Below are 18,216 nucleotides of genomic sequence, written 5' to 3' on the forward strand. Positions count from 1 at the left end.
GGCTTTAGTGCAAAGAGGTATATTTCCCGGACGAGGATTCCGCTGCTTAGATCCAGCAATCTTCCCGGTAGGAGAAATTATTTCACAATATTTATATCAGAGAGTAAGCGTCATATCAAACCACTGAGCTCCACCGTGCGTTGATTTTGAGATTCCGTTATTTACATAACCAAATGACTCATAGTAATGGACCAACCGATCCTTACAGGTCAGAATGACGCTGTTTCGACCGGTATTTTTGGCTAGTTGAATAAAATGATTCATTAACTGAGCCGCAATTCCCTGTCTACGGTATTCCGGGATTACGTTCAGACCAAAAACGGTTAAGTTCTTACCATCCGGTATATGATGCTGCGTACTATGAAATAACTCATCATAAATAACAGGACTGTTGGTGACACAGCCGTTGATAAACCCAATCACAATTCCATCTGCTTCGGCTACCAGGAAAGATTCAGGGAAAGCCGCAATTCTCTCCTTGAATGCTTCCCTCGGTGCTGCTTCTGTGGCAGGAAAACAGATTGCCTCTATTTCAGCTATACGATCCAAATCTTCCGGCCGAACTCCTCGTATCGTTACTTCCTTCATACGATATCCTCCCATTGCATAATTCAAGTATTACAGATTTTAGCATTAATATTCATTATATCATGGATCGCTATTATTACAACCAAAGCACAGAGGCGCTGCGTTGATATATTGCTTTACCGATATAATGTTGTCTTTAGGAGCTATTTTATCAGGAATAGTTGTGATATGATATTTATGAGTAATTTACCGGCAGAATAAGCTTAAATCTTGTTGGATGTGATTTGGTATGGCAGCGGAAGGTAATAAAAAAGGTTTGCTCAAAATTGGCGATATTGCCAATCGAGCGAAGGTTACTGTACGCACAATCCGGTATTATGAGGAACTGGGTTTGTTGACGCCGTCTGAAACAAGTTCCGGCGGTTTCCGGCTATATACGGAAAATGATTTGCTGCGTTTAATGTTCATTAAACGATTTAAAGATCTGGATTTTTCTTTAGAAGAAATCCGCAAGTTGCTGGAAGGAATTGATTTGACTCAAAGTAAGGAAGAAAAGATTAGAACAATCTATCAATTGTTGGAGGAGGAATTACGCCAAATTAATTGTCGATTGGCGGAATTGGAAAAATCACAATTGAACATAAAAAAAGCTATGCAATGTCTCGAAATATGTAGAAATTGTTCTCTGGAAATATGTCCTCCGGAATGTGTGCATAAAAAGCCATTGCTTGAATAACTGCCTGTACTTTTCAGGCGTTTTTTTTAATTAATATATTGACGTTAACGTTAAAGTAATATATGATATATATGTAGGGAAAAATTACCAATAAGGAGTGATTGACATGAAAATTATTGGGTTAGTTGGTAGTCCCCGAAAAGACGGCAATACGGATGTGTTGTTGCAAAAGGCTTTGGAAGGAGCTAAGGCCCAGGGCAGCGAGACGGCGATTTTTTACTTGAATGAGGGGAACATTCGCGGTTGCCAGGCATGCGGCGGCTGTAAGAAAGCCGGAAAATGCGTTATTAAGGATGACTTGACGGAAATCTTTGCCGCTATCGACGAAGCAGATGGCGTTATTTTGGGATCGCCGATTTACTTTGGCCGCTTTACGGCTCAAACCGCTCTCTTCATGGACCGGCTATACGGGTATCTAAAACAGGATTTTAGTAGCAGTCTTGGTAAAGGCAAAAAATTTGCCCTGATATTTACCCAAAACCAGCCGGATAGCGCTCTTTATGCAGATACCATCAAGGCTGCTGCCCAAGAGCTGGAACTCATTGGGTTTACCGCTGGCCCCCAGCCGTTAGTGGGAACCAGGTTGATGGACGCCGGGATAGTGCGTGAAAATAAACAGCTTTTACAGACTGCCTATGATATCGGTCAAGAATTGGCACGCCGGTAATCTTTGTCCTAAGAGTAACATTTTCGTTTAAAATCTGCCGGAGTAAACTGTATATGGATAATAAGATAATTTTCATATTGGCACATAACTACAATGAAATAAACATAAGGAAGAAGCTCTGGGCGATTATGCTTAGAGCTTCTTTTATTTGGGATAGTAATGGTGGAATAAATGTTGTGTTAACGCTGGACTAATTTTGCCCATTCTATCTATGTAACGAAAGGTCATGGACATGGATCAAAACCGTAACCCCAATCGCCTGATCAATAAGAAGAGTCCCTATCTGCTTCAACATGCTTACAATCCAATCGATTGGCACGCTTGGGGCGAGGAGGCCTTTGAAAAAGCAAAGCGCGAAGATAAGCCTGTGTTCCTTAGTTGCGGCTATAGTACGTGTCATTGGTGGCAACTAAACCAATAACGCTAAACTATTAATGCAAGAAGCCGTCAATCTGACGGCTTCTTCTGTTGAAATTCTATCATTTGTGTGTACAGTGTTTTAGTAAAATTCATTATGGCTTCAAGCGAAAGGCGAGTTTAGCTTAATAACCTTTATCTTATCTTCTTGTTTATGTCTGGGACAACACGCACACATCAATACAGTTTCAGACATATAATCACCGCCTCTGTTATTATTCGATAGCAATCCTCCTTGTCTTTGAACTACATCTATTATACTATAAATGAGCAAAAATAACCCCAGATAATTCCAGTGATAAAAAAATAGAGACAACTGACCCCTTTCTGTGTTATGAATAAGTTTGCACACCAAAACCACAACCAGAAAGGAATTTCAGATGTCTCTAAACCATAGCATAGCAGAAACTTCCGCCGTTCGCAATTTTTTATTGAGCCTTTCCTTCGCATTCTATTTTTCAAAATCCGTATTCCGGCATATTGAAGAATTTATTATTGCAGCTGTTCAAGCCGGATATCGTGGTAAAGTTGTCGATATTGCGGCACTCAGTTATACTTTATGCCACCGTACGACCTATGGAAAATTCTTAAGCAACGGCGTGTGGAAGCAAGAGTATGCCTGGCGTGCTATCCGCAAAGAAGCCATTACACGGGTATATCAAAAAGAACGATTCTGGAGTACTATAGCCAACGGTGGCCGCTTGAAATCTTTTTCCGCCAGACCAAAGGAAACTTTGGCTTTAACAAATATCAGGTTCGTTCTGCACAAGCCATCGACAGGATAATGGTCCTAATTACTCTTACCTATCTCTGGCGTACCACTTAAAGACGTTTTTACAAGATTTAAACTTGCATAGGGATAAGTCTAACTTATCATATGTAAAATTATGTTAGTAAATTTGCTCGTTTATAGCTCGTTTATAGTATGTATAGATATTTCCAGGTAAATTTAAGTAAAAAAATGGCAATAATCGCTGTCATAAAAAATAGTATTATATTTCTTGTTTTCTCAACCAGCACTCCATATCCTCAATTTCCCTGGCAGACTCACTACAGCCTCGCAGCAATGAAAGCCGGGCAAGAAGCGCCTCTTTTCGAAACTCTGCTCCGGCTTCTTTCATAGTAAATATACTCAAGTCTTTTGCCAACTCCGCGAGATTGATAACACGCGCCGCTACTGACGCAATTCCCTTGCTGGCAATTTTAGCAGAAGATACGGTAAGATAGCGCTCCATTTTCGTCGTATCGGTGTTTATAAGCAAAGTGCCGTGATGTAAAGCGCCGCCTTGCGAGCAATCAGCTCACTGACATCCTCATCGCAGATATTGAGGCAGCGGTCAAAGTATTCAATTACAGTAACTTTAACGCCAAAAGCGGCAAAGATAAAAGCAAATTCCATGCCAATAACGCCGCCCCCGATGATTGCCATAGAATACGGCAATTTATCAAGATTTAGAGCAGCGTCGCTATTGATTACGCAAGGGTGTTCAATACCGGGAATAGGCAACATGGCAGGCTTAGACCCCGTGGCAATGATAATATGTTTCGCTTTAACCGTTGTCTCGGTATTCTTGCCTTTAACACTTAAGGTATTGGCATTGATAATTTTACCTACGCCGTCCACAACAGACACGCCACGCTTTTGCAGTAAAAATTTTACTCCGCCGGTCAATTGCTCAACGACAGCATTTTTGCGTCTTACCACATCGGCTATGCGGACGACAGGCACGCCAACATCAATACCGAATTCAGCGGCTCTTTTTATGTCATTATAAACTTGTGCCGACCGGGCAAAACACTTGGTGGGTATACACCCGCGATTTAAGCAGGTACCGCCAACCGCTTCCTTCTCAATAAGCACAGTCTTAGCGCCAAGCTGCGCCGCGCGGATTGCCGCCACATAACCGCCTGGGCCACCCCCCAATATGGCTATGTCGGCCTCTAACTCTTTCTTAACCGGTTTTAACAGGCCGCCGAAATAATCGAAAGTCCCAATGGCAGGTGTTGCTGCCGCTTTCACGGGCGCAGCAACCGCCGCTCCTTCCAACTTGGCCAGCACAGTGTCAGCGCTGGCAGCGTCCCCTACGGCAACAAGGATTTCCGTAATTACCCCGGCTGATCCCGCTTTAACCGCAGCCACCCCTTTTGCCGTTTCTATTTCAAATAACGCATCACCGGCTTTAACGGCATTGCTCTTTTCTACTAATATTTTTGTGATCTTGCCTGTCTTACCGCGTGCTATATTTGTTGCTTTTACCTCGATTATCATGCATTTTCCCTCTTTTCTATCGTTATAAGGAAAAAGGACTTGGCCTTTTGGACCAAGCCATTCCTTGTTCATATGTAACCTTCACCTACTTGCCAAACTCAGGCGCAAACTCATCAAGCGACTGCTTGAGAAGGGTTACGGAGTAGGCCAGTGCAGGGCCGCCACCAAACGCCACGGCAACCATCGCCGCTTCCATAATTTCGTCGCGGGTCGCGCCTGCTTCCAGCGCTTTGTAAACATGGGCCACGATGCAATATTGGCAACGGTTATATGCACCAATGGCAACACTGATGAGTTCTTTAGTTTTGGTATCGACGGCGCCGGGCTTATAGGCAGAACCCATAAAATTCATAAAAGTGCTGATTTGCTCGCCGTGAGTATTGGAAACTTCGCCAACACCAGCCATAAACTCATTCAATAATTCGCGAGGCGTTTTGGACATCGTAATTCCCAAGTTATCGAAATGCAGCGCGAATTAATTGGCCGACTTGATGATGAAATCAAAAAAACTTTGAACTGTTTGAGCGGGGAAACGTTCCGATTGAAATGGTTGAAAAGAGGATAACAGAGAAGCAAGCCCAGAAGAAATCCATTCAAGTTAAAATGGCAAAGGACGAGTAAACATATAAGGAAATGGAGGCTTCCCTGAAAACGGAGGAGGAAATCCTGTCGCAAATTGAAAAATTTAATACTGAATGGAAAAAGGCACGGAATGCCAAAATGCAAAACAAGGCATTGCGCGATTTGGTTCAAAAGATAATGTATGACAAAGTGAATTCAGAAGTAACCTTGGGGGTAATCTATAAGTAATAAAAATTAAAGGGGTGTGCCAGATGTCCGCATATTATGACCCTAAAACCAAGAGCAGCGAAACTAAACCTAACCGGCTGATATATGAGAAAAGCCCATATTTATTACAACACGCTTATAATCCTGTAGACTGGTTTCCGTGGGGCGAAGAAGCTTTCCAAAAAGCCCAACGGGAGAGCAAGGCTGTGTTTTTGTCCATCGGCTATTCCTGACCTTCGGGTCAGGAATAATTAATGAAAGGTAGCGTTATTAATCAACATGCCATTGGTGCCATGTAATGGAGCGAGAGTCGTTTGAAGATGAAGAAGTGGCAGCTTTGTTGAATAATTACTACGTTTCGGTTAAGGTCGACCGGGAGGAGAGGCCTGATGTCGATCATATTTACATGGCAGTGTGCCAGGCTGTGACCGGGCAGGGTGGTTGGCCGCTGACTATTGTGATGACGCCGGATAAAAAGCCCTTTTTTGCCGGTACTTATCTGCCTAAGCATGCGCGGTGGGGACGGCCGGGACTTCTTGAAGTTTTATCTATGTTTAAAGAGCAGTGGGATCAAAATCGGGACAAGATTGAAGAGATTGGCGAAAAGCTGGCTCGGTCGCTAAAACATCGGCCGGCGAGGCAAAACAAAGGGCAGCTATCACAAGCAACGCTGGACAGAGCTTTTGCGCAACTGCTAAATGATTTTGATCCGACATACGGCGGGTTTGGACCTAAGCCCAAGTTTCCAACACCCCACAATTTGTTGTTTTTGATGCGGTACTGGCGGCGGACCGGGGATAAAAAAGCGATCGCCATGGTGGTTAAAACTCTTGATGCTATGAGCCGGGGCGGGATATATGATCATCTTGGCTACGGATTTGCCCGGTACTCAACTGACAATAAATGGCTGGCGCCGCATTTTGAAAAAATGCTCTATGATAATGCGCTTTTGTGTTACGCTTTTATTGAAGCCTGCCAGTGTACCGGCGATCCGGACTTGGCCCGGCTGGCGGAAGAAATCATTACATATGTATTGCGGGATATGACTAGTCCCGGCGGTGCTTTTTATTCAGCCGAAGACGCTGACTCAGAAGGTGCTGAAGGAAAGTTTTATGTTTGGTCACGCCAGGAAATTATTGAAGTGTTGGGACCGGAGCTTGGCGAATTGTTTGCTGATGTGTACAGTGTTACCCAGGCTGGTAATTTTGAACATGGCACGAACATTTTAAATCTTATTGATCATGATTTATATGATTACGCCGAAAAACATACCATTGACATTAATGAACTTGAGGCCAAGATGGCCGAGGCCAGGGAGAAACTGTACAAAGTCCGCGAGCAGCGGGTGCATCCTTTTAAAGATGACAAAATTCTTACTGCTTGGAACGGGTTGATGATTGCTGCTTTGGCCAAAGCAGCCCGGGTATTGCGGCGCGAAGAGTACAGCGTCGCAGCCGAGCGGGCGATCGAGTTCATTTTCGCCAAGCTTACTGCTGAAGACGGCCGGCGGCTTTTAGCCCGTTACCGCGATGGCGATGCTGCTTACTTAGGTTATGTGGATGACTACGCGTTCATTCTCTGGGGATTGATTGAGGTATATGAAACGACTTTTAATCCCAAGTACCTGCGTCAAGCCTTGGTGTTAAGTAAAGATCTCAAACAACTGTTTTGGGACAATGATCATGGCGGATTTTACTTTGCCGGCAGTGACGGTGAAGAACTGCTTGTACGCCCGAAGGAAATTTATGACGGCGCCATGCCTTCCGGTAATTCGGTGGCGGCATTGGCCTTGCTCAAACTGGCGCGCTTGACCGAAAATGATGAGCTTACAGCCATGGTTGAAGATATGTTTGTCTGGTTCAGTCCTGAAGTCTCTCATTATCCCCGGGCGTACACCTACTTCTTGCTGGCACTTGATTATTATTTGTCACCCCCCATCCATATCGTTATTGCCGGAGACCGGGTGGACCCCAATGTTCAGGCCATGCTGACGCTGGCGGGGCAGAGCTTTATGCCGGAAACTACGGTAATTTACAACGACCCTGTATACCAGACTGAGAACTGGGAACTGCTGCCGGCAACAGCCGGACAGGAAGCTGTGGACGGCCGGGCTACCGCCTATATTTGTGAAAATTTCGCCTGTCAGCAGCCTGTTCATACTATTGAAGACTTTGAGCGAATTCTAAAAAAACAAAGTATCAAACAGTAAATATTTTCAAACACTAATTTGAAATAATTTTCAAAACGGCTTGTTATTTTACCATTAAATTGGTAAAATATATGTAACATGACAAGATTTGTTACGCATATTTGTTACACTATACTTGCATTATATAGAAAGGGGAAACTATAATGATTAGCGCAAAAATGCAAAAGGCAATTAACGACCAGATTCAAGCGGAAATGTATTCGGCTAACCTGTACTTGGCCATGTCGGGGTACTGCATGTCAAAAAACCTTAAAGGCTTTGCAAACTGGCTGAGAGTGCAGTATCAAGAAGAAACCATGCATGTTTTAAAATTTGTTGATTATATATTAGACCGCGGTGGCGAATTAGAACTTAAGGAAATAGAAGCGCCCCCTGCTGAATTTGGAAAACCTGTTGAGGTTTTCGAAAAGATTCTGGCACATGAGCAACATGTTACCAGCTTAATCAATAAACTGTATGAAGTGGCTGTCGAAGAAAAAGACGTTGCGGCCCAAATCTTTTTACAGTGGTTTGTAACCGAGCAGGTGGAAGAAGAAGCTTCGGCTAGCGAGGTGCTTGAGCAACTTAAGATGATTGGCGATAAAAATTCCGGATTGTTCTATCTAGACAAAGAGCTGGCGCAAAGAACGTACCAACCGCCAACAACTGCGGCTCAATAGCACTATAAATCGAAAAGCAATAGGGCCCCTGGATATGGGGCCTTTTGTTTAAACACATACCCCCTCCCGGGGGGAAGGAGGAAATATATGAAAAAAGTCTTGGTAATCGGTGGGGTAGCGGCAGGGCTTAAGTCGGCTGCAAAAGTACGGCGGGAAGACCCGGAAGCCCAAATTACGGTATTGGAAAAAGGCTCACTCATTTCTTATGGCGCATGCGGCATGCCTTATTATGTCGGCGGCCTAATTGCTGATGTCAACGAGTTTATGAAGACGCCGGCAGGCGCTATGCGCAATCCTAGTTTTTTTAAAAACGTTAAGGATATTGATGTGCGTACGCGCATGCTGGCCACGGCTATTAACAGGTCAGGTAAAACTGTAACGGTAAAGAATCTGGAAACAGGCGAAGAAGCAGAATTGCCTTATGATAAACTTGTTATTGCCACCGGTGCTACGCCGGTTAAACCGCCGCTTCCCGGTATCGAGTTGGGCGGTATTCATCAGTTTTGGCATCCTGATGATGCTGCAATGGTCCGTACCAGGATCGATAGTGGTGAAATTAAAACAGCGGTAATTATTGGCGCCGGCCTGGTTGGCATGGAAATGGCTGAAGCCTTTAAAACCCGGGGCGTTGATGTAACCGTTGTTGAGATGAAAGACCAAGTATTTCCCGCGTTTCTCGATGTTGAGATTGCCGGGGCAGTGGCCAAATATGCCACGGAAAACGGCATTAAGTTGTTAACCGGGGAGAAAGTCGAGCGGTTTAACGGCAATGGCGTGGTAAAGGAAGTAGTTACCGACAAGCGCAGTATTCCGGCCGACATTGTCATACTGGCGATTGGCGTCAAACCTAATGTCGAACTGGCCAAAGCAGCCGGTCTTGCTATTGGACCTACCGGTGCGATTGCTGTCAATGAATTCATGGAAACAAGCGACCCTGATATTTACGCCGGCGGTGACTGTGTTGAGAACACCAATATTGTTTCAGGCAAAAAGGTGTTTGCGCCTATGGGGTCAACGGCCAATAAACACGGGCGGATTATTGGTGAAAACATAAGCGGCAAACGAATCAAGTTTCGCGGCGTGTTAAATACAGTTGTGGTTAAAGTATTAAACCTGAATGTCGGGAAAACCGGCCTTACCGAACGCGAAGCGAAAGAGTTGGGGTATGAATATGTAACCGCACTGGTGGCCGGGCCGGATAAGCCTCATTACATGCCGGGCTCCAAACCGATCTCCATCAAACTGGTAGTTGATGCTGCCAGCAGGAAACTGCTGGGTGCTCAGGCCTTTGGCGAAGGGGAAGTTGCCAAGCGCATTGACGTTATGGCTGCCGTACTTACGCTGGGCGGCACCATTGATGATTTGTTTGACATAGATCTGGGGTATGCGCCGCCTTATAGCAGTCCGATTGATAATGTGGCCGTAGCCGCTAATGCAGTTATGAATAAGCTCACAGGCAAGTTTAAAGGAATTTCAGCATTGACGGCCAAGGAAAAGATGGACCAGGGGACGGCTGTATTCCTTGACGTGCGGTCGCCGGAAGAATATAATCAAATTCGCATTGCCAACTGCCGGGGCGTTAAAAATATCCCCTTGGGGCAGTTGAGAAACCGGCTTGGCGAACTGGGGAAAGATGAGGAAATTATTGCTTTTTGTAAAATTAGTTTGCGGGGCTATGAAGCGGCCTGTACTCTGGAAGGCGCCGGATTTGAAAATGTAAAGGTTATGGAGGGGGGGATTGTGGCCTGGCCTTTTGCCTGTGAAAAATAATTTAGTTGTGGCGTAAAAGTCATGGCGGCGGTTTACACTATAATTCAAGAGGTGATGCTGCCGCCATGAATTTATTTGTGCCCAAACGAGCTTTTTTTGAGCCCCAGGCACTGGAATATCCGTTGGGTAAAGAGTTGTATGGAAAGTTAGAAGCCATGGGTGTGCCGATTAAATTGACCGGGTCGCATAACCGCGTGACCGGATTACCTGGTAAAACTCCGCAGGAGGCTTTTCGGGAAGCCAAACGCACTATGGCAATTGGTGTAAGAAAAAGTACTGATTTTGCCAGTTGCAAGCCGTCAGCTCATTATCAACTGCCGCTAAATACCAGTTGTCCAAGCATGTGCGAGTATTGCTACCTGGCAACTACTTTAGGCAAAAAGCCTTATATCAGGGTATATGTAAACATTGAGGAAATTTTTAGCCAGGCCGAAAGTTACATGAAAGCGCGCGCGCCGGAGCTTACCTGGTTTGAGGGGGCCGCTACCTCTGATCCAATTCCAACTGAATATCTTACCGGTTTATTGTTTAAGACAATTGAATTTTTTGGCCGCCATGAACTGGGACGGTTTCGGTTTGTTACCAAACATGATCAAGTGGATACACTGCTCAGAGCCAGGCATAATGGCCACACGCGCTTTCGGTTCAGCCTCAATGCTGCCGCCATCATCGAAAAGTATGAACATGCCACCTCGTCAATGGCAGAACGGGTAGGGGCCGCAGCTAAAGTAGCCAAGGCCGGCTATCCGCTTGGGTTTATTATTGCGCCGATTTTCTATTTCCCCGGATGGCAGGATGAGTACGGCAAGCTGCTTGAAGCGTTGGACAGACAACTGCCTAATGATGCCAGGAGCGATTTGACTTTTGAACTTATCTCTCACCGGTTTACTAAGCGGGCTAAGAGCAATATTTTGGATTTGTTCCCCGAAACGACCTTGCCGCTGGAAGAAAGTGAGCGGAAATATAAATATGGGCAGTTTGGTTATGGCAAGTACATTTATCAGCCGGAAGTAATGGCGGAAATTAAGGAATTCATGGAATTTAAACTTTCAAGTATTTTTTCTCAGGCCAAGATAGAGTATTTTGTATAAATAGGGAAGGTGATTGTTTACAATAAATTTATCCATATCCTGCCGCTGAATGGCAGGACTTTTTTTTTTGTTTAAAGAATTTCCTTAACTACTGCTAATGAAATTGCGATATATAATATGTGAATATATTATAGTAACACTTTGCCTAATGTTATGGGGAGGGCTTTCATTGGAGAAGTCAACGGTTATTGGTATCGTATTGGGGATTGTGGCGGTTATTGTCGGTATGGCGCTTAAGGGGGCTAGCCCGACCGCTCTTATAAACCCGGCAGCGTTCATGATTATTATAGTGGGTACAACTGCGGCTTTATTTAATGCTTTTCCGTTGGTTCAAATCAAAAATTTTCCGGTATTAGTAAAAAAATTGTTTAAACAAGATGAGCATATTTCCAAAGCCGAGTTACTCAGGTTATTTGTTGAACTGTCGCAAGTTGCGCGGCGGGAAGGCATTTTGGCGTTGGAGAGCAGACTGGAAGATATCAAAGACCCGTTTTTAAAAAATGGCATGAGCATGGTTATCGATGGTATGGATGTTGATTTTGTCAGGGATGTGTTGGATGCTGACATTGAAGCTATGGAAGAACGTCACCGCACCGGAGCGCTGATTTTCTCTCAGGCCGGTATGTATGCGCCTACACTGGGGGTATTAGGCGCAGTAATTGGTCTGATTGCCGCGTTAGGCAATCTGGAAGATATCGAAATGTTAGGTCACTCGATTGCCGCAGCGTTTGTGGCTACGCTGCTTGGTATATTTACCGGTTATGTATTGTGGCATCCGTTTTCCAACAAGTTAAAAATGATGTCCAAAGAAGAAGTGGAACTGAAACGGATGATGGTTGAAGGAATATTGTCGCTTCAAGCCGGTGATTCACCGATGGCAATTGAGTCTAAGTTATTGGTATTCATTCCGCAGCGAGTCCGGGAGCTACTAAAGCCTAAGCCGGAGGATAAATAATGAGCAGAAAGAAAAAAGAGCACCATGAAGAACATGCTGATGAAACATGGCTTATTCCTTATTCGGATCTCCTGACGCTGCTGTTAGCGTTATTTATTGTGTTGTTTGCCTCTGCCCAGGTTGACCAAAAAAAACTTGAGCAGATAAAAGCATCTTTCAATATAGCGTTTAGCGGCAATCCGGCGTTGCTGGATAACCCTAGGCCGTCCCAGCAGCCTGAAAGCCAGTCGCCTGCGCCAATTCCGCAATTGCCGTCAGTAATTACCAGTATGGGCGATGTTGACGAAAAAAAATATATGCAGGAAACGGCTCAACTTATCGAATTAAAGAAGATGCTGGATAAGTATATTGCCGACAATGGTTTGGGCGGTGATTTCAATACCATGTTAACTGACGACGGGTTAATGATTCGGATTAAGGATACTGCGCTGTTCTCTTCAGGCAGTGCCGAACTCAGGCCGGAATCGCGCCGTTTTGGCAGCCAGATTGCCAAAATGCTGGCTCCGCTTACACAGAAAATTACCGTATCCGGACATACTGACAACATGCCGATCAATACTCGCGAGTTTCCGTCCAATTGGGAACTAAGTTCGCGCCGGGCAGTGAATTTTATGCGATTTCTTTTGGCTCAGGAACCGAGGCTTAAACCTGAACGGTTTAGCGCTACCGGTTACGGCGAATACCGGCCGGTCGCCAGCAACGATACACCTGAAGGCCGGGCCATTAACAGGCGGGTAGAGGTGTTTGTCCAGCGTAACTATCGTCCTTGATTCCACACCAATTGTAATCAGTTGAGGTGCTTATGCTAAATGAGGCAATTGTCAGCCTCATTTTTAGTTTAACAAAGCACAAATCCTTTTGTTTGGCTTTTTGAAAATTTGGTATATAATTGAAATTGATAATGTAAATTTGTAGCAGGTGTAAGACGTGATTATCGGTATAGGTATTGATGTTATTGAGATAAGCCGTATTGGGGCGGCTATTGAACAAGAGTCATTTGTCAAGCGGGTGTTTACCGCTGACGAGGCTAAATATTGCCGTAGCCGGGGTGTGCAGCAAGCCGCTTCCTTTGCTGCGCGGTTTGCCGCCAAAGAAGCGGTGGCTAAAGCGCTTGGCAGCGGCTTTGCCGCCGGAAAAATCAAAGATATTGAGGTTGTAACAACACCGGGCGGCAAACCGTCCATTGTTCTTCACGGCAGTTTTGCCCGGTTAGCCGGCCGGCTGGGGGTTACCAATATCCATATTTCCCTGGCGCATGCCCAGGAATATGCGGTAGCCCAGGTAGTCTTGGAGGGAGGCTTGAAAAGTGAAGGCAGCAACAGCAAATGAGATGCGGGAGATTGACCGTATCGCAATTAATGATTATGGTATACCCGGCGCAGTTTTAATGGAAAACGCCGGGGTGGCGGTAGTACGGCGCTTAGAGGTAGTTGTTGAGCCGCTCATTGACCGCAAGTTTTGCATATTGGCCGGCAAGGGAAATAACGGCGGTGATGGCTATGTTATTGCCAGGCACCTTGTCAATCAAGGTGCTAAGGTAAAGGTTTTTTTGCTGGGAGAAAAAACTGCCGTGAGCGGGGACGCCCGAATTAATCTTGATATTATTGACCGGATGGGAATTGATGTAATTGAGATTATCAATGAGCGCGACTGGGATAAGGTAAAATTAGCCGCCACTTTTGCCGACTGTCTGGTGGATGCGCTCTTAGGCACCGGTTTTCGCGGCGAAATCAGCGGCGATATGGCACGTATTATTGATATTATCAATGCTGCCGGCAAACTGGTTGTGGCTGTGGATATTCCATCAGGTGTTGACGCTGACACCGGGCGGATTTGCGGTACAGCGGTACAAGCGGCCCATACTGTTACTTTCGGGTCGCCTAAGCCTGGTCTCTTTTTATATCCTGGTGCAGAATACACCGGTGAACTTACCGTAGCCGATATTGGCATTCCTACCGCTGTTATTGCCAGACAAAATATTAAACAGAACGTTATTATGGCAAGTGCTGTCAGGGACATACTGCCCTGCCGCAGTCCGGCAGCCCATAAAGGTATGAACGGACGGCTGGCCGTTGTTGCCGGCTCGCGCGGTCTTAGCGGTGCGGCAGCCATGACGGCCGAAGGCGCGCTCCGGGCAGGCGCCGGTCTGGTTACTTTGGCGGCTCCGGCCAGCCTGCAGGATATACTGGCGGTTAAACTCACTGAAGTAATGACAAAACCGCTGCCGGAAACGGCAACAGGCGGTATCAGCCAAGAAGCCGTGCCGGACATTGCCGGCCTGTCTGCTGCCAGTGATGTATTGGCCATTGGCCCCGGGCTTGGCCGGCATGAGGAAACGGCAGCGGCGGTAAGAGCGGTAATTGCTGCGGCGGACTGTCCGTTGGTTATTGATGCTGATGCTTTGAATGCACTGGTTGGCTATACGGATATTCTGTCTGAATGTAACGCTTTGCCGGTACTGACGCCACACCCGGGCGAGATGGCAAGGTTGACAGGACTTTCTTCCCAGGCGGTAAATGCTGACCGTATAAATATCGCCCGGCAGGCGGCAGCTGAATGGGGCAGCATTGTTGTGCTAAAAGGAGCACGAACAGTAGTTGCTTTTCCTGACGGCGAAGTATATATTAATACTACCGGTAATGCCGGAATGGCTACCGGCGGTACTGGTGACGCGCTTACCGGCATAATTGCCGGTCTGATTGCTCAGGGTCTGTCCAGTCATGATGCTGCTGTGGCCGGAGTATATATACACGGCTTGGCCGGTGATGTTGCCGCCCAGGCCGGTATGGTCGGCATGACTGCCACAGACTTGATTAAAGCCGTGCCGGCAGCCTTGTACGGCATAAAGAGTTATTAAAGTATATAAAAAAGTTGACAGTGGTATATAACTACTTATATAATAATAATATCTTTAGATATGCTCCATACTGGCGGGGGTGATGGTGTGGCAGAATTACGGCGGATAATGATCAGCATTCCTAATGCATTATTACAGGAAGTGGATGGCATAATAGCTATGGACAAATTGAGCAGAAGTCAATTTGTGCGAGAGGCCATGCGTCTATATATTGAAGAACGCAAGCGAAAGGCTGTACGCGATATGATGAAAAAAGGTTATCAGGAGATGGCAGTCATCAACCTGGCCTTAGCGGAAGAAGGGTTAATGGCAGATGTTGACACATTTGAACTGATGCCTGGCCTGCTGGCGGAGCGTGAATAACAATGATTGTCAAACGCGGGGATATATATTATGCTAATTTAAGTCCCGTAGTAGGCTCAGAGCAGGGTGGTCACCGACCGGTGCTTGTTATTCAAAATGATGTGGGTAACAAGTATAGTCCGACAGTCATTGTTGCTGCGATTACCTCACAAATATCCAAGGCTAAGCTGCCCACACATGTCGAAGTAAGTGCTAAACAATACAATCTTGAAAAAGATTCAGTTATTCTGTTAGAGCAACTTCGTACTATTGATAAACGGCGTCTCAGGGAAAAAGTAACGCATTTAAGCGAAGAAATCATGAGTAAAGTGGACGAAGCCATTCGAATAAGCATTGGTCTAGTTCAGTTATAAACTACTAGGTATAGGCGGGAGACTGCCTATTTTTAGTTTGTCAGAAAATTTTAAGAATCATAGTTGCTTATATAAAATCATTGAAGTTTTTGTACATATTTTTAAGAGGAGAGGAATGTAACCATGTTCCGGTTTAGTAAATGGCAGGCCCTCATCTTTATTGCGGGACTAATTTTTGTATTGTTGGCAGCCGGTTGTGGCGGCAGCGCCGGCAAAGCTCTGCATCCCGATGGTAAGACGCCGGTTGTGGCAGCTAACGCCGGGGCGCCGCTTACTGTTAAGGTGTTTGATGTGGGGCAGGGGGATTCTATTCTTATCCGTACCAAAGAGCAAGTGGCGCTGATTGATACCGGTGACGTTCCGGCCATAGATAAGCTTGTCAGTATGTTGAAAAGCCAGGGTATTACCACGATTGATAAACTTATTATCACTCACCCGCATGCCGATCACATCGGCGGCGCGGCGGCAGTATTCGATAACTTTACTGTCAAAGAGGTATATGATAGTGGCCAGAAAACGACAACAAATGTGTATAAGCAATATTTAACGCAAATCCAGAAAAGGAAGATTCCGTTCACAGTGGTTACCGCCGGCATGACAATAGATCTGGGCGGCGAGGCGGTGCTTAAAGTTCTGGCGCCTGAACAGCCATTTATCAGTGGCACGGAATCTGACTTAAATAATAACTCTATTGTCGCCAAACTGGTTTATCACAGTTTTTCTTTGCTGTTGACCGGTGACGCCGAGCAGGAAGCCGAGGACAGGATGCTCAAAAAGGATGCGGCTATCCTCAAAAGCACGCTGTTAAAGAGTGGCCACCATGGCAGCCGGACATCCTCGTCACTGCCGTTCCTTCAGGCGGTTAGCCCGGAAGCTGCATTGATTTCAGTGGGAGTCAATAATGATTATCACCACCCTCACCCGTCCACTCTCAAAAAATACAAAGATAAGAAGATAACGGTCTATCGCACCGACACTGACGGTACGTTGACTGTTACTAGCGATGGAAAAACTTATGCAGTTACTAAGGAGCGATAATTAGCCATGAATATCAAAGCTGTTATTGACCGTTTTGAAGGCAGTAAAGCCGTATTGTTGGTCGGCGATCAGGAAATTGGTGTGGCTTGGCCTAAACAACTGCTGCCGGAAGCCAAAGAAGGCGACATTTTAGCTATACAGATAACGGTTGATGTAGCCGCTACCCAACAGGCGCAGGCTGATGTTGATGCGCTGTTTGAGCAAATTGTTCGACGTAATAATGGAGAAAACGCTAAATCATAGGAATATTTTCCAAATATGTCGCATATGTTTTGTTTTTTAATTATTTCCGACTTCAGTCCTGCAGGAATTTTGACAAAAAAAACGAAACTATATAAAGACACTTCGCGGTTGGAGGTGCCTTTATTGCGCAAGATAGTTTTGTTTCTAGTGTTGACCCTGCTCATTTCCGCTTGGTCAGGCGTTTATGCCGCTCCAGCTCCTGCTGCGCCTCAGGCTAAGCCTGTGATTGATCTGCCGCAGATAAACTCCGGGCAGTCAACTGAGTCTGCGGGAGCGAATCAGCTTCTGGAACTCAGTAAAGTACGGTGGGCTAACCATACCGAAGCTGTTACCGGGGCGGCTAAGCTTAGGTTGGTTATGGATGTATCCGGCGGCCCTGTTGAAGCCAGCGGAGTGGTTGTTGCCACGCCAACGCCGCGTCTAGTGGTAACGATTAAAGGTACAACGCCGGGAAAATCCGTTGAAAACATTAATTTTGACGGAAAGATTGCCGAAAAAGTTACTTTTGATACCAGCGGTCAAGACACCCAGGTGATCGTTGATCTGCCGGTTATGCTTGAAGACGGCGATTACCGTGTATTTACTTTACGCAGTGATGCCCAAGCTAACAAACCTTTCCGGGTAGTGGTTGATATTAATAAGCCGGCGCCGGTGTTTGATTTTTCCTTTACTCCCGGCTTGAAAAACAAAGTTATCGCCATTGACCCCGGTCATGGTGGCAGTGATCCCGGTGCTATCGGGCCAAGCGGGTATCAGGAAAAAACAGCAACATTGGCTGTGGCCCAAAATGTGAAAAATTTGCTTGAAAAAGCAGGAGCCAGAGTGATTATGACCCGTCAAGACGACCGTGATGTGTACGGCCCTAATGCAACAGCAGTGGACGAGCTCAAAGCGCGGACGACTGTAGCGGATAGCCGCAAGGCTGATGTGTTCATAAGCATTCATGCTAATTCATTTACTGATCGCGCTGTCGGCGGCACAGCCACTTATTATTATCAGAAAACCCGGTATGATGCCATGCTGGCCAGAGCGTTACAGACAGGCCTGATTGAAGCCGGAAAACTTCAGGACCGCCGTGCTAATCCGGCTAACTTCTATGTAATTAAGCGGACCCGTATGCCGGCGGCGCTTGTTGAATTGGCGTTCATCTCTAACCCTGATGAAGAAAAACTCTTAAGCTCACCTGAGTTTCAGCAAAAAATGTCTCTGGGAATAGTACGGGGCTTGGAACGGTTTTTTGACCAAGCCGCTAAGCTAAACTAAAGAGGTGGG

At 45.8% G+C, this 18,216-nt stretch carries 23 protein-coding genes; 19 read left to right on the forward strand and 4 right to left on the reverse strand.

Annotation, left to right across the window (positions count from 1 at the left end):
• Nucleotides 1–96: 96 nt before the first annotated feature.
• Nucleotides 97–588: a GNAT family N-acetyltransferase gene (locus tag SCACP_RS04685; RefSeq protein ID WP_425060238.1), complete on the reverse strand. Its 492-nt coding sequence runs from the start codon at nt 586–588 to the stop codon at nt 97–99.
• A gap of 229 nt (nt 589–817) precedes the next feature.
• Here SCACP_RS04685 and SCACP_RS04690 point away from each other — a divergent pair, with 229 nt between their 5' ends.
• From SCACP_RS04690 to SCACP_RS04705, 4 genes are all read left to right on the forward strand, one after another.
• Nucleotides 818–1,264 carry a MerR family transcriptional regulator gene (locus SCACP_RS04690; RefSeq protein ID WP_425060239.1) on the forward strand — a complete coding sequence of 149 codons (447 nt, stop codon included), beginning with the start codon at nt 818–820 and terminating at the stop codon, nt 1,262–1,264.
• A 106-nt stretch (nt 1,265–1,370) separates the two neighbouring features.
• Nucleotides 1,371–1,931, forward strand: coding sequence for a flavodoxin family protein (locus SCACP_RS04695; protein ID WP_425060240.1), 561 nt, complete (start codon nt 1,371–1,373; stop codon nt 1,929–1,931).
• A gap of 232 nt (nt 1,932–2,163) precedes the next feature.
• Nucleotides 2,164–2,352, forward strand: a complete 189-nt coding sequence (locus SCACP_RS04700; RefSeq protein ID WP_425060241.1) for a DUF255 domain-containing protein — start codon at nt 2,164–2,166, stop codon at nt 2,350–2,352.
• Nucleotides 2,353–2,907: 555 nt separating this feature from the next.
• Entirely contained in the window at nt 2,908–3,174 is a 267-nt protein-coding gene (locus SCACP_RS04705; RefSeq protein WP_425060242.1) for a transposase, read from the forward strand.
• A gap of 166 nt (nt 3,175–3,340) precedes the next feature.
• On the opposite strand, the gene SCACP_RS04710 is transcribed toward SCACP_RS04705, so the two are convergent.
• The 3 genes from SCACP_RS04710 to SCACP_RS04720 all read right to left on the reverse strand — a co-directional run bounded on the left by SCACP_RS04710 (nt 3,341) and on the right by SCACP_RS04720 (nt 5,059).
• The gene (locus SCACP_RS04710; RefSeq protein ID WP_425060243.1) at nt 3,341–3,610 is read right to left on the reverse strand and encodes a lipoyl protein ligase domain-containing protein; all 270 of its coding nucleotides are present in this window, start codon (nt 3,608–3,610) and stop codon (nt 3,341–3,343) included.
• Nucleotides 3,601–4,617, reverse strand: coding sequence for an FAD-dependent oxidoreductase (locus tag SCACP_RS04715; protein ID WP_425060244.1), 1,017 nt, complete (start codon nt 4,615–4,617; stop codon nt 3,601–3,603). The genes SCACP_RS04710 and SCACP_RS04715 overlap by 10 nt, the downstream gene beginning before the upstream one ends.
• Nucleotides 4,618–4,702: 85 nt before the next feature.
• Nucleotides 4,703–5,059, reverse strand: coding sequence for a carboxymuconolactone decarboxylase family protein (locus SCACP_RS04720; protein ID WP_425060245.1), 357 nt, complete (start codon nt 5,057–5,059; stop codon nt 4,703–4,705).
• Nucleotides 5,060–5,250: 191 nt separating this feature from the next.
• Between SCACP_RS04720 and SCACP_RS04725 the strand changes: the two genes are divergently transcribed.
• The 15 genes from SCACP_RS04725 (at nt 5,251) to SCACP_RS04795 (ending at nt 18,207) form a co-directional block, all read left to right on the forward strand.
• Entirely contained in the window at nt 5,251–5,427 is a 177-nt protein-coding gene (locus SCACP_RS04725; protein ID WP_425060246.1) for a hypothetical protein, read from the forward strand.
• Nucleotides 5,428–5,450: 23 nt separating this feature from the next.
• Nucleotides 5,451–5,639, forward strand: a complete 189-nt coding sequence (locus tag SCACP_RS04730) for a DUF255 domain-containing protein (RefSeq protein ID WP_425060247.1) — start codon at nt 5,451–5,453, stop codon at nt 5,637–5,639.
• 65 nt (nt 5,640–5,704) lie between these two features.
• Entirely contained in the window at nt 5,705–7,615 is a 1,911-nt protein-coding gene (locus SCACP_RS04735; RefSeq protein ID WP_425060248.1) for a thioredoxin domain-containing protein, read from the forward strand.
• A gap of 143 nt (nt 7,616–7,758) precedes the next feature.
• Nucleotides 7,759–8,274 carry a ferritin gene (locus tag SCACP_RS04740; protein WP_425060249.1) on the forward strand — a complete coding sequence of 172 codons (516 nt, stop codon included), beginning with the start codon at nt 7,759–7,761 and terminating at the stop codon, nt 8,272–8,274.
• Nucleotides 8,275–8,361: 87 nt separating this feature from the next.
• A complete protein-coding gene (locus tag SCACP_RS04745) occupies nt 8,362–10,044 on the forward strand; it encodes an FAD-dependent oxidoreductase (RefSeq protein ID WP_425060250.1) in 1,683 nt (560 codons plus the stop codon).
• Between the two features lie 65 nt (nt 10,045–10,109).
• Nucleotides 10,110–11,135 carry a spore photoproduct lyase gene (gene splB / locus SCACP_RS04750; RefSeq protein ID WP_425060251.1) on the forward strand — a complete coding sequence of 342 codons (1,026 nt, stop codon included), beginning with the start codon at nt 10,110–10,112 and terminating at the stop codon, nt 11,133–11,135.
• Nucleotides 11,136–11,304: 169 nt separating this feature from the next.
• On the forward strand, nt 11,305–12,090 hold the full coding sequence (motA, locus tag SCACP_RS04755) for a flagellar motor stator protein MotA (protein WP_425060252.1): 786 nt from the start codon (nt 11,305–11,307) through the stop codon (nt 12,088–12,090).
• A complete protein-coding gene (locus SCACP_RS04760) occupies nt 12,090–12,860 on the forward strand; it encodes a flagellar motor protein MotB (RefSeq protein WP_425060253.1) in 771 nt (256 codons plus the stop codon). The genes motA and SCACP_RS04760 overlap by 1 nt, the downstream gene beginning before the upstream one ends.
• A 157-nt stretch (nt 12,861–13,017) precedes the next feature.
• Nucleotides 13,018–13,419, forward strand: coding sequence for a holo-ACP synthase (locus SCACP_RS04765; protein ID WP_425060254.1), 402 nt, complete (start codon nt 13,018–13,020; stop codon nt 13,417–13,419).
• Entirely contained in the window at nt 13,397–14,947 is a 1,551-nt protein-coding gene (locus SCACP_RS04770) for an NAD(P)H-hydrate dehydratase (RefSeq protein ID WP_425060255.1), read from the forward strand. The genes SCACP_RS04765 and SCACP_RS04770 overlap by 23 nt, the downstream gene beginning before the upstream one ends.
• A gap of 87 nt (nt 14,948–15,034) precedes the next feature.
• Nucleotides 15,035–15,310, forward strand: a complete 276-nt coding sequence (locus SCACP_RS04775; RefSeq protein WP_425060256.1) for a CopG family ribbon-helix-helix protein — start codon at nt 15,035–15,037, stop codon at nt 15,308–15,310.
• Nucleotides 15,311–15,312: 2 nt separating this feature from the next.
• Complete coding sequence (locus tag SCACP_RS04780; protein WP_425060257.1) at nt 15,313–15,663, forward strand: type II toxin-antitoxin system PemK/MazF family toxin; 351 nt, start codon at nt 15,313–15,315, stop codon at nt 15,661–15,663.
• Between the two features lie 123 nt (nt 15,664–15,786).
• Nucleotides 15,787–16,701, forward strand: coding sequence for a ComEC/Rec2 family competence protein (locus SCACP_RS04785; protein ID WP_425060258.1), 915 nt, complete (start codon nt 15,787–15,789; stop codon nt 16,699–16,701).
• Between the two features lie 6 nt (nt 16,702–16,707).
• On the forward strand, nt 16,708–16,944 hold the full coding sequence (locus tag SCACP_RS04790; protein ID WP_425060259.1) for a DUF3006 domain-containing protein: 237 nt from the start codon (nt 16,708–16,710) through the stop codon (nt 16,942–16,944).
• A 114-nt stretch (nt 16,945–17,058) separates the two neighbouring features.
• Entirely contained in the window at nt 17,059–18,207 is a 1,149-nt protein-coding gene (locus SCACP_RS04795) for an N-acetylmuramoyl-L-alanine amidase family protein (protein ID WP_425061328.1), read from the forward strand.
• The last annotated feature ends 9 nt before the right edge of the window (nt 18,208–18,216 follow it).

This window comes from Sporomusaceae bacterium ACPt (assembly GCA_041428575.1).
Lineage (GTDB): Bacteria > Bacillota > Negativicutes > Sporomusales > Sporomusaceae > Sporomusa_D > Sporomusa_D carbonis.

What these genes read in the sequence shown, in the direction of transcription:
- SCACP_RS04685 (WP_425060238.1), bottom strand. Translation starts at nt 588, where the DNA reads ATGAAGGAAGTAACGATACGAGGAGTTCGGCCGGAAGATTTGGATCGT.
- SCACP_RS04690 (WP_425060239.1), top strand. Translation starts at nt 818, where the DNA reads ATGGCAGCGGAAGGTAATAAAAAAGGTTTGCTCAAAATTGGCGATATT.
- SCACP_RS04695 (WP_425060240.1), top strand. Translation starts at nt 1,371, where the DNA reads ATGAAAATTATTGGGTTAGTTGGTAGTCCCCGAAAAGACGGCAATACG.
- SCACP_RS04700 (WP_425060241.1), top strand. Translation starts at nt 2,164, where the DNA reads ATGGATCAAAACCGTAACCCCAATCGCCTGATCAATAAGAAGAGTCCC.
- SCACP_RS04705 (WP_425060242.1), top strand. Translation starts at nt 2,908, where the DNA reads ATGCCACCGTACGACCTATGGAAAATTCTTAAGCAACGGCGTGTGGAA.
- SCACP_RS04715 (WP_425060244.1), bottom strand. Translation starts at nt 4,617, where the DNA reads ATGATAATCGAGGTAAAAGCAACAAATATAGCACGCGGTAAGACAGGC.
- SCACP_RS04720 (WP_425060245.1), bottom strand. Translation starts at nt 5,059, where the DNA reads ATGTCCAAAACGCCTCGCGAATTATTGAATGAGTTTATGGCTGGTGTT.
- SCACP_RS04725 (WP_425060246.1), top strand. Translation starts at nt 5,251, where the DNA reads ATGGAGGCTTCCCTGAAAACGGAGGAGGAAATCCTGTCGCAAATTGAA.
- SCACP_RS04730 (WP_425060247.1), top strand. Translation starts at nt 5,451, where the DNA reads ATGTCCGCATATTATGACCCTAAAACCAAGAGCAGCGAAACTAAACCT.
- SCACP_RS04735 (WP_425060248.1), top strand. Translation starts at nt 5,705, where the DNA reads ATGGAGCGAGAGTCGTTTGAAGATGAAGAAGTGGCAGCTTTGTTGAAT.
- SCACP_RS04740 (WP_425060249.1), top strand. Translation starts at nt 7,759, where the DNA reads ATGATTAGCGCAAAAATGCAAAAGGCAATTAACGACCAGATTCAAGCG.
- SCACP_RS04745 (WP_425060250.1), top strand. Translation starts at nt 8,362, where the DNA reads ATGAAAAAAGTCTTGGTAATCGGTGGGGTAGCGGCAGGGCTTAAGTCG.
- splB (WP_425060251.1), top strand. Translation starts at nt 10,110, where the DNA reads ATGAATTTATTTGTGCCCAAACGAGCTTTTTTTGAGCCCCAGGCACTG.
- SCACP_RS04760 (WP_425060253.1), top strand. Translation starts at nt 12,090, where the DNA reads ATGAGCAGAAAGAAAAAAGAGCACCATGAAGAACATGCTGATGAAACA.
- SCACP_RS04780 (WP_425060257.1), top strand. Translation starts at nt 15,313, where the DNA reads ATGATTGTCAAACGCGGGGATATATATTATGCTAATTTAAGTCCCGTA.
- SCACP_RS04785 (WP_425060258.1), top strand. Translation starts at nt 15,787, where the DNA reads ATGTTCCGGTTTAGTAAATGGCAGGCCCTCATCTTTATTGCGGGACTA.
- SCACP_RS04790 (WP_425060259.1), top strand. Translation starts at nt 16,708, where the DNA reads ATGAATATCAAAGCTGTTATTGACCGTTTTGAAGGCAGTAAAGCCGTA.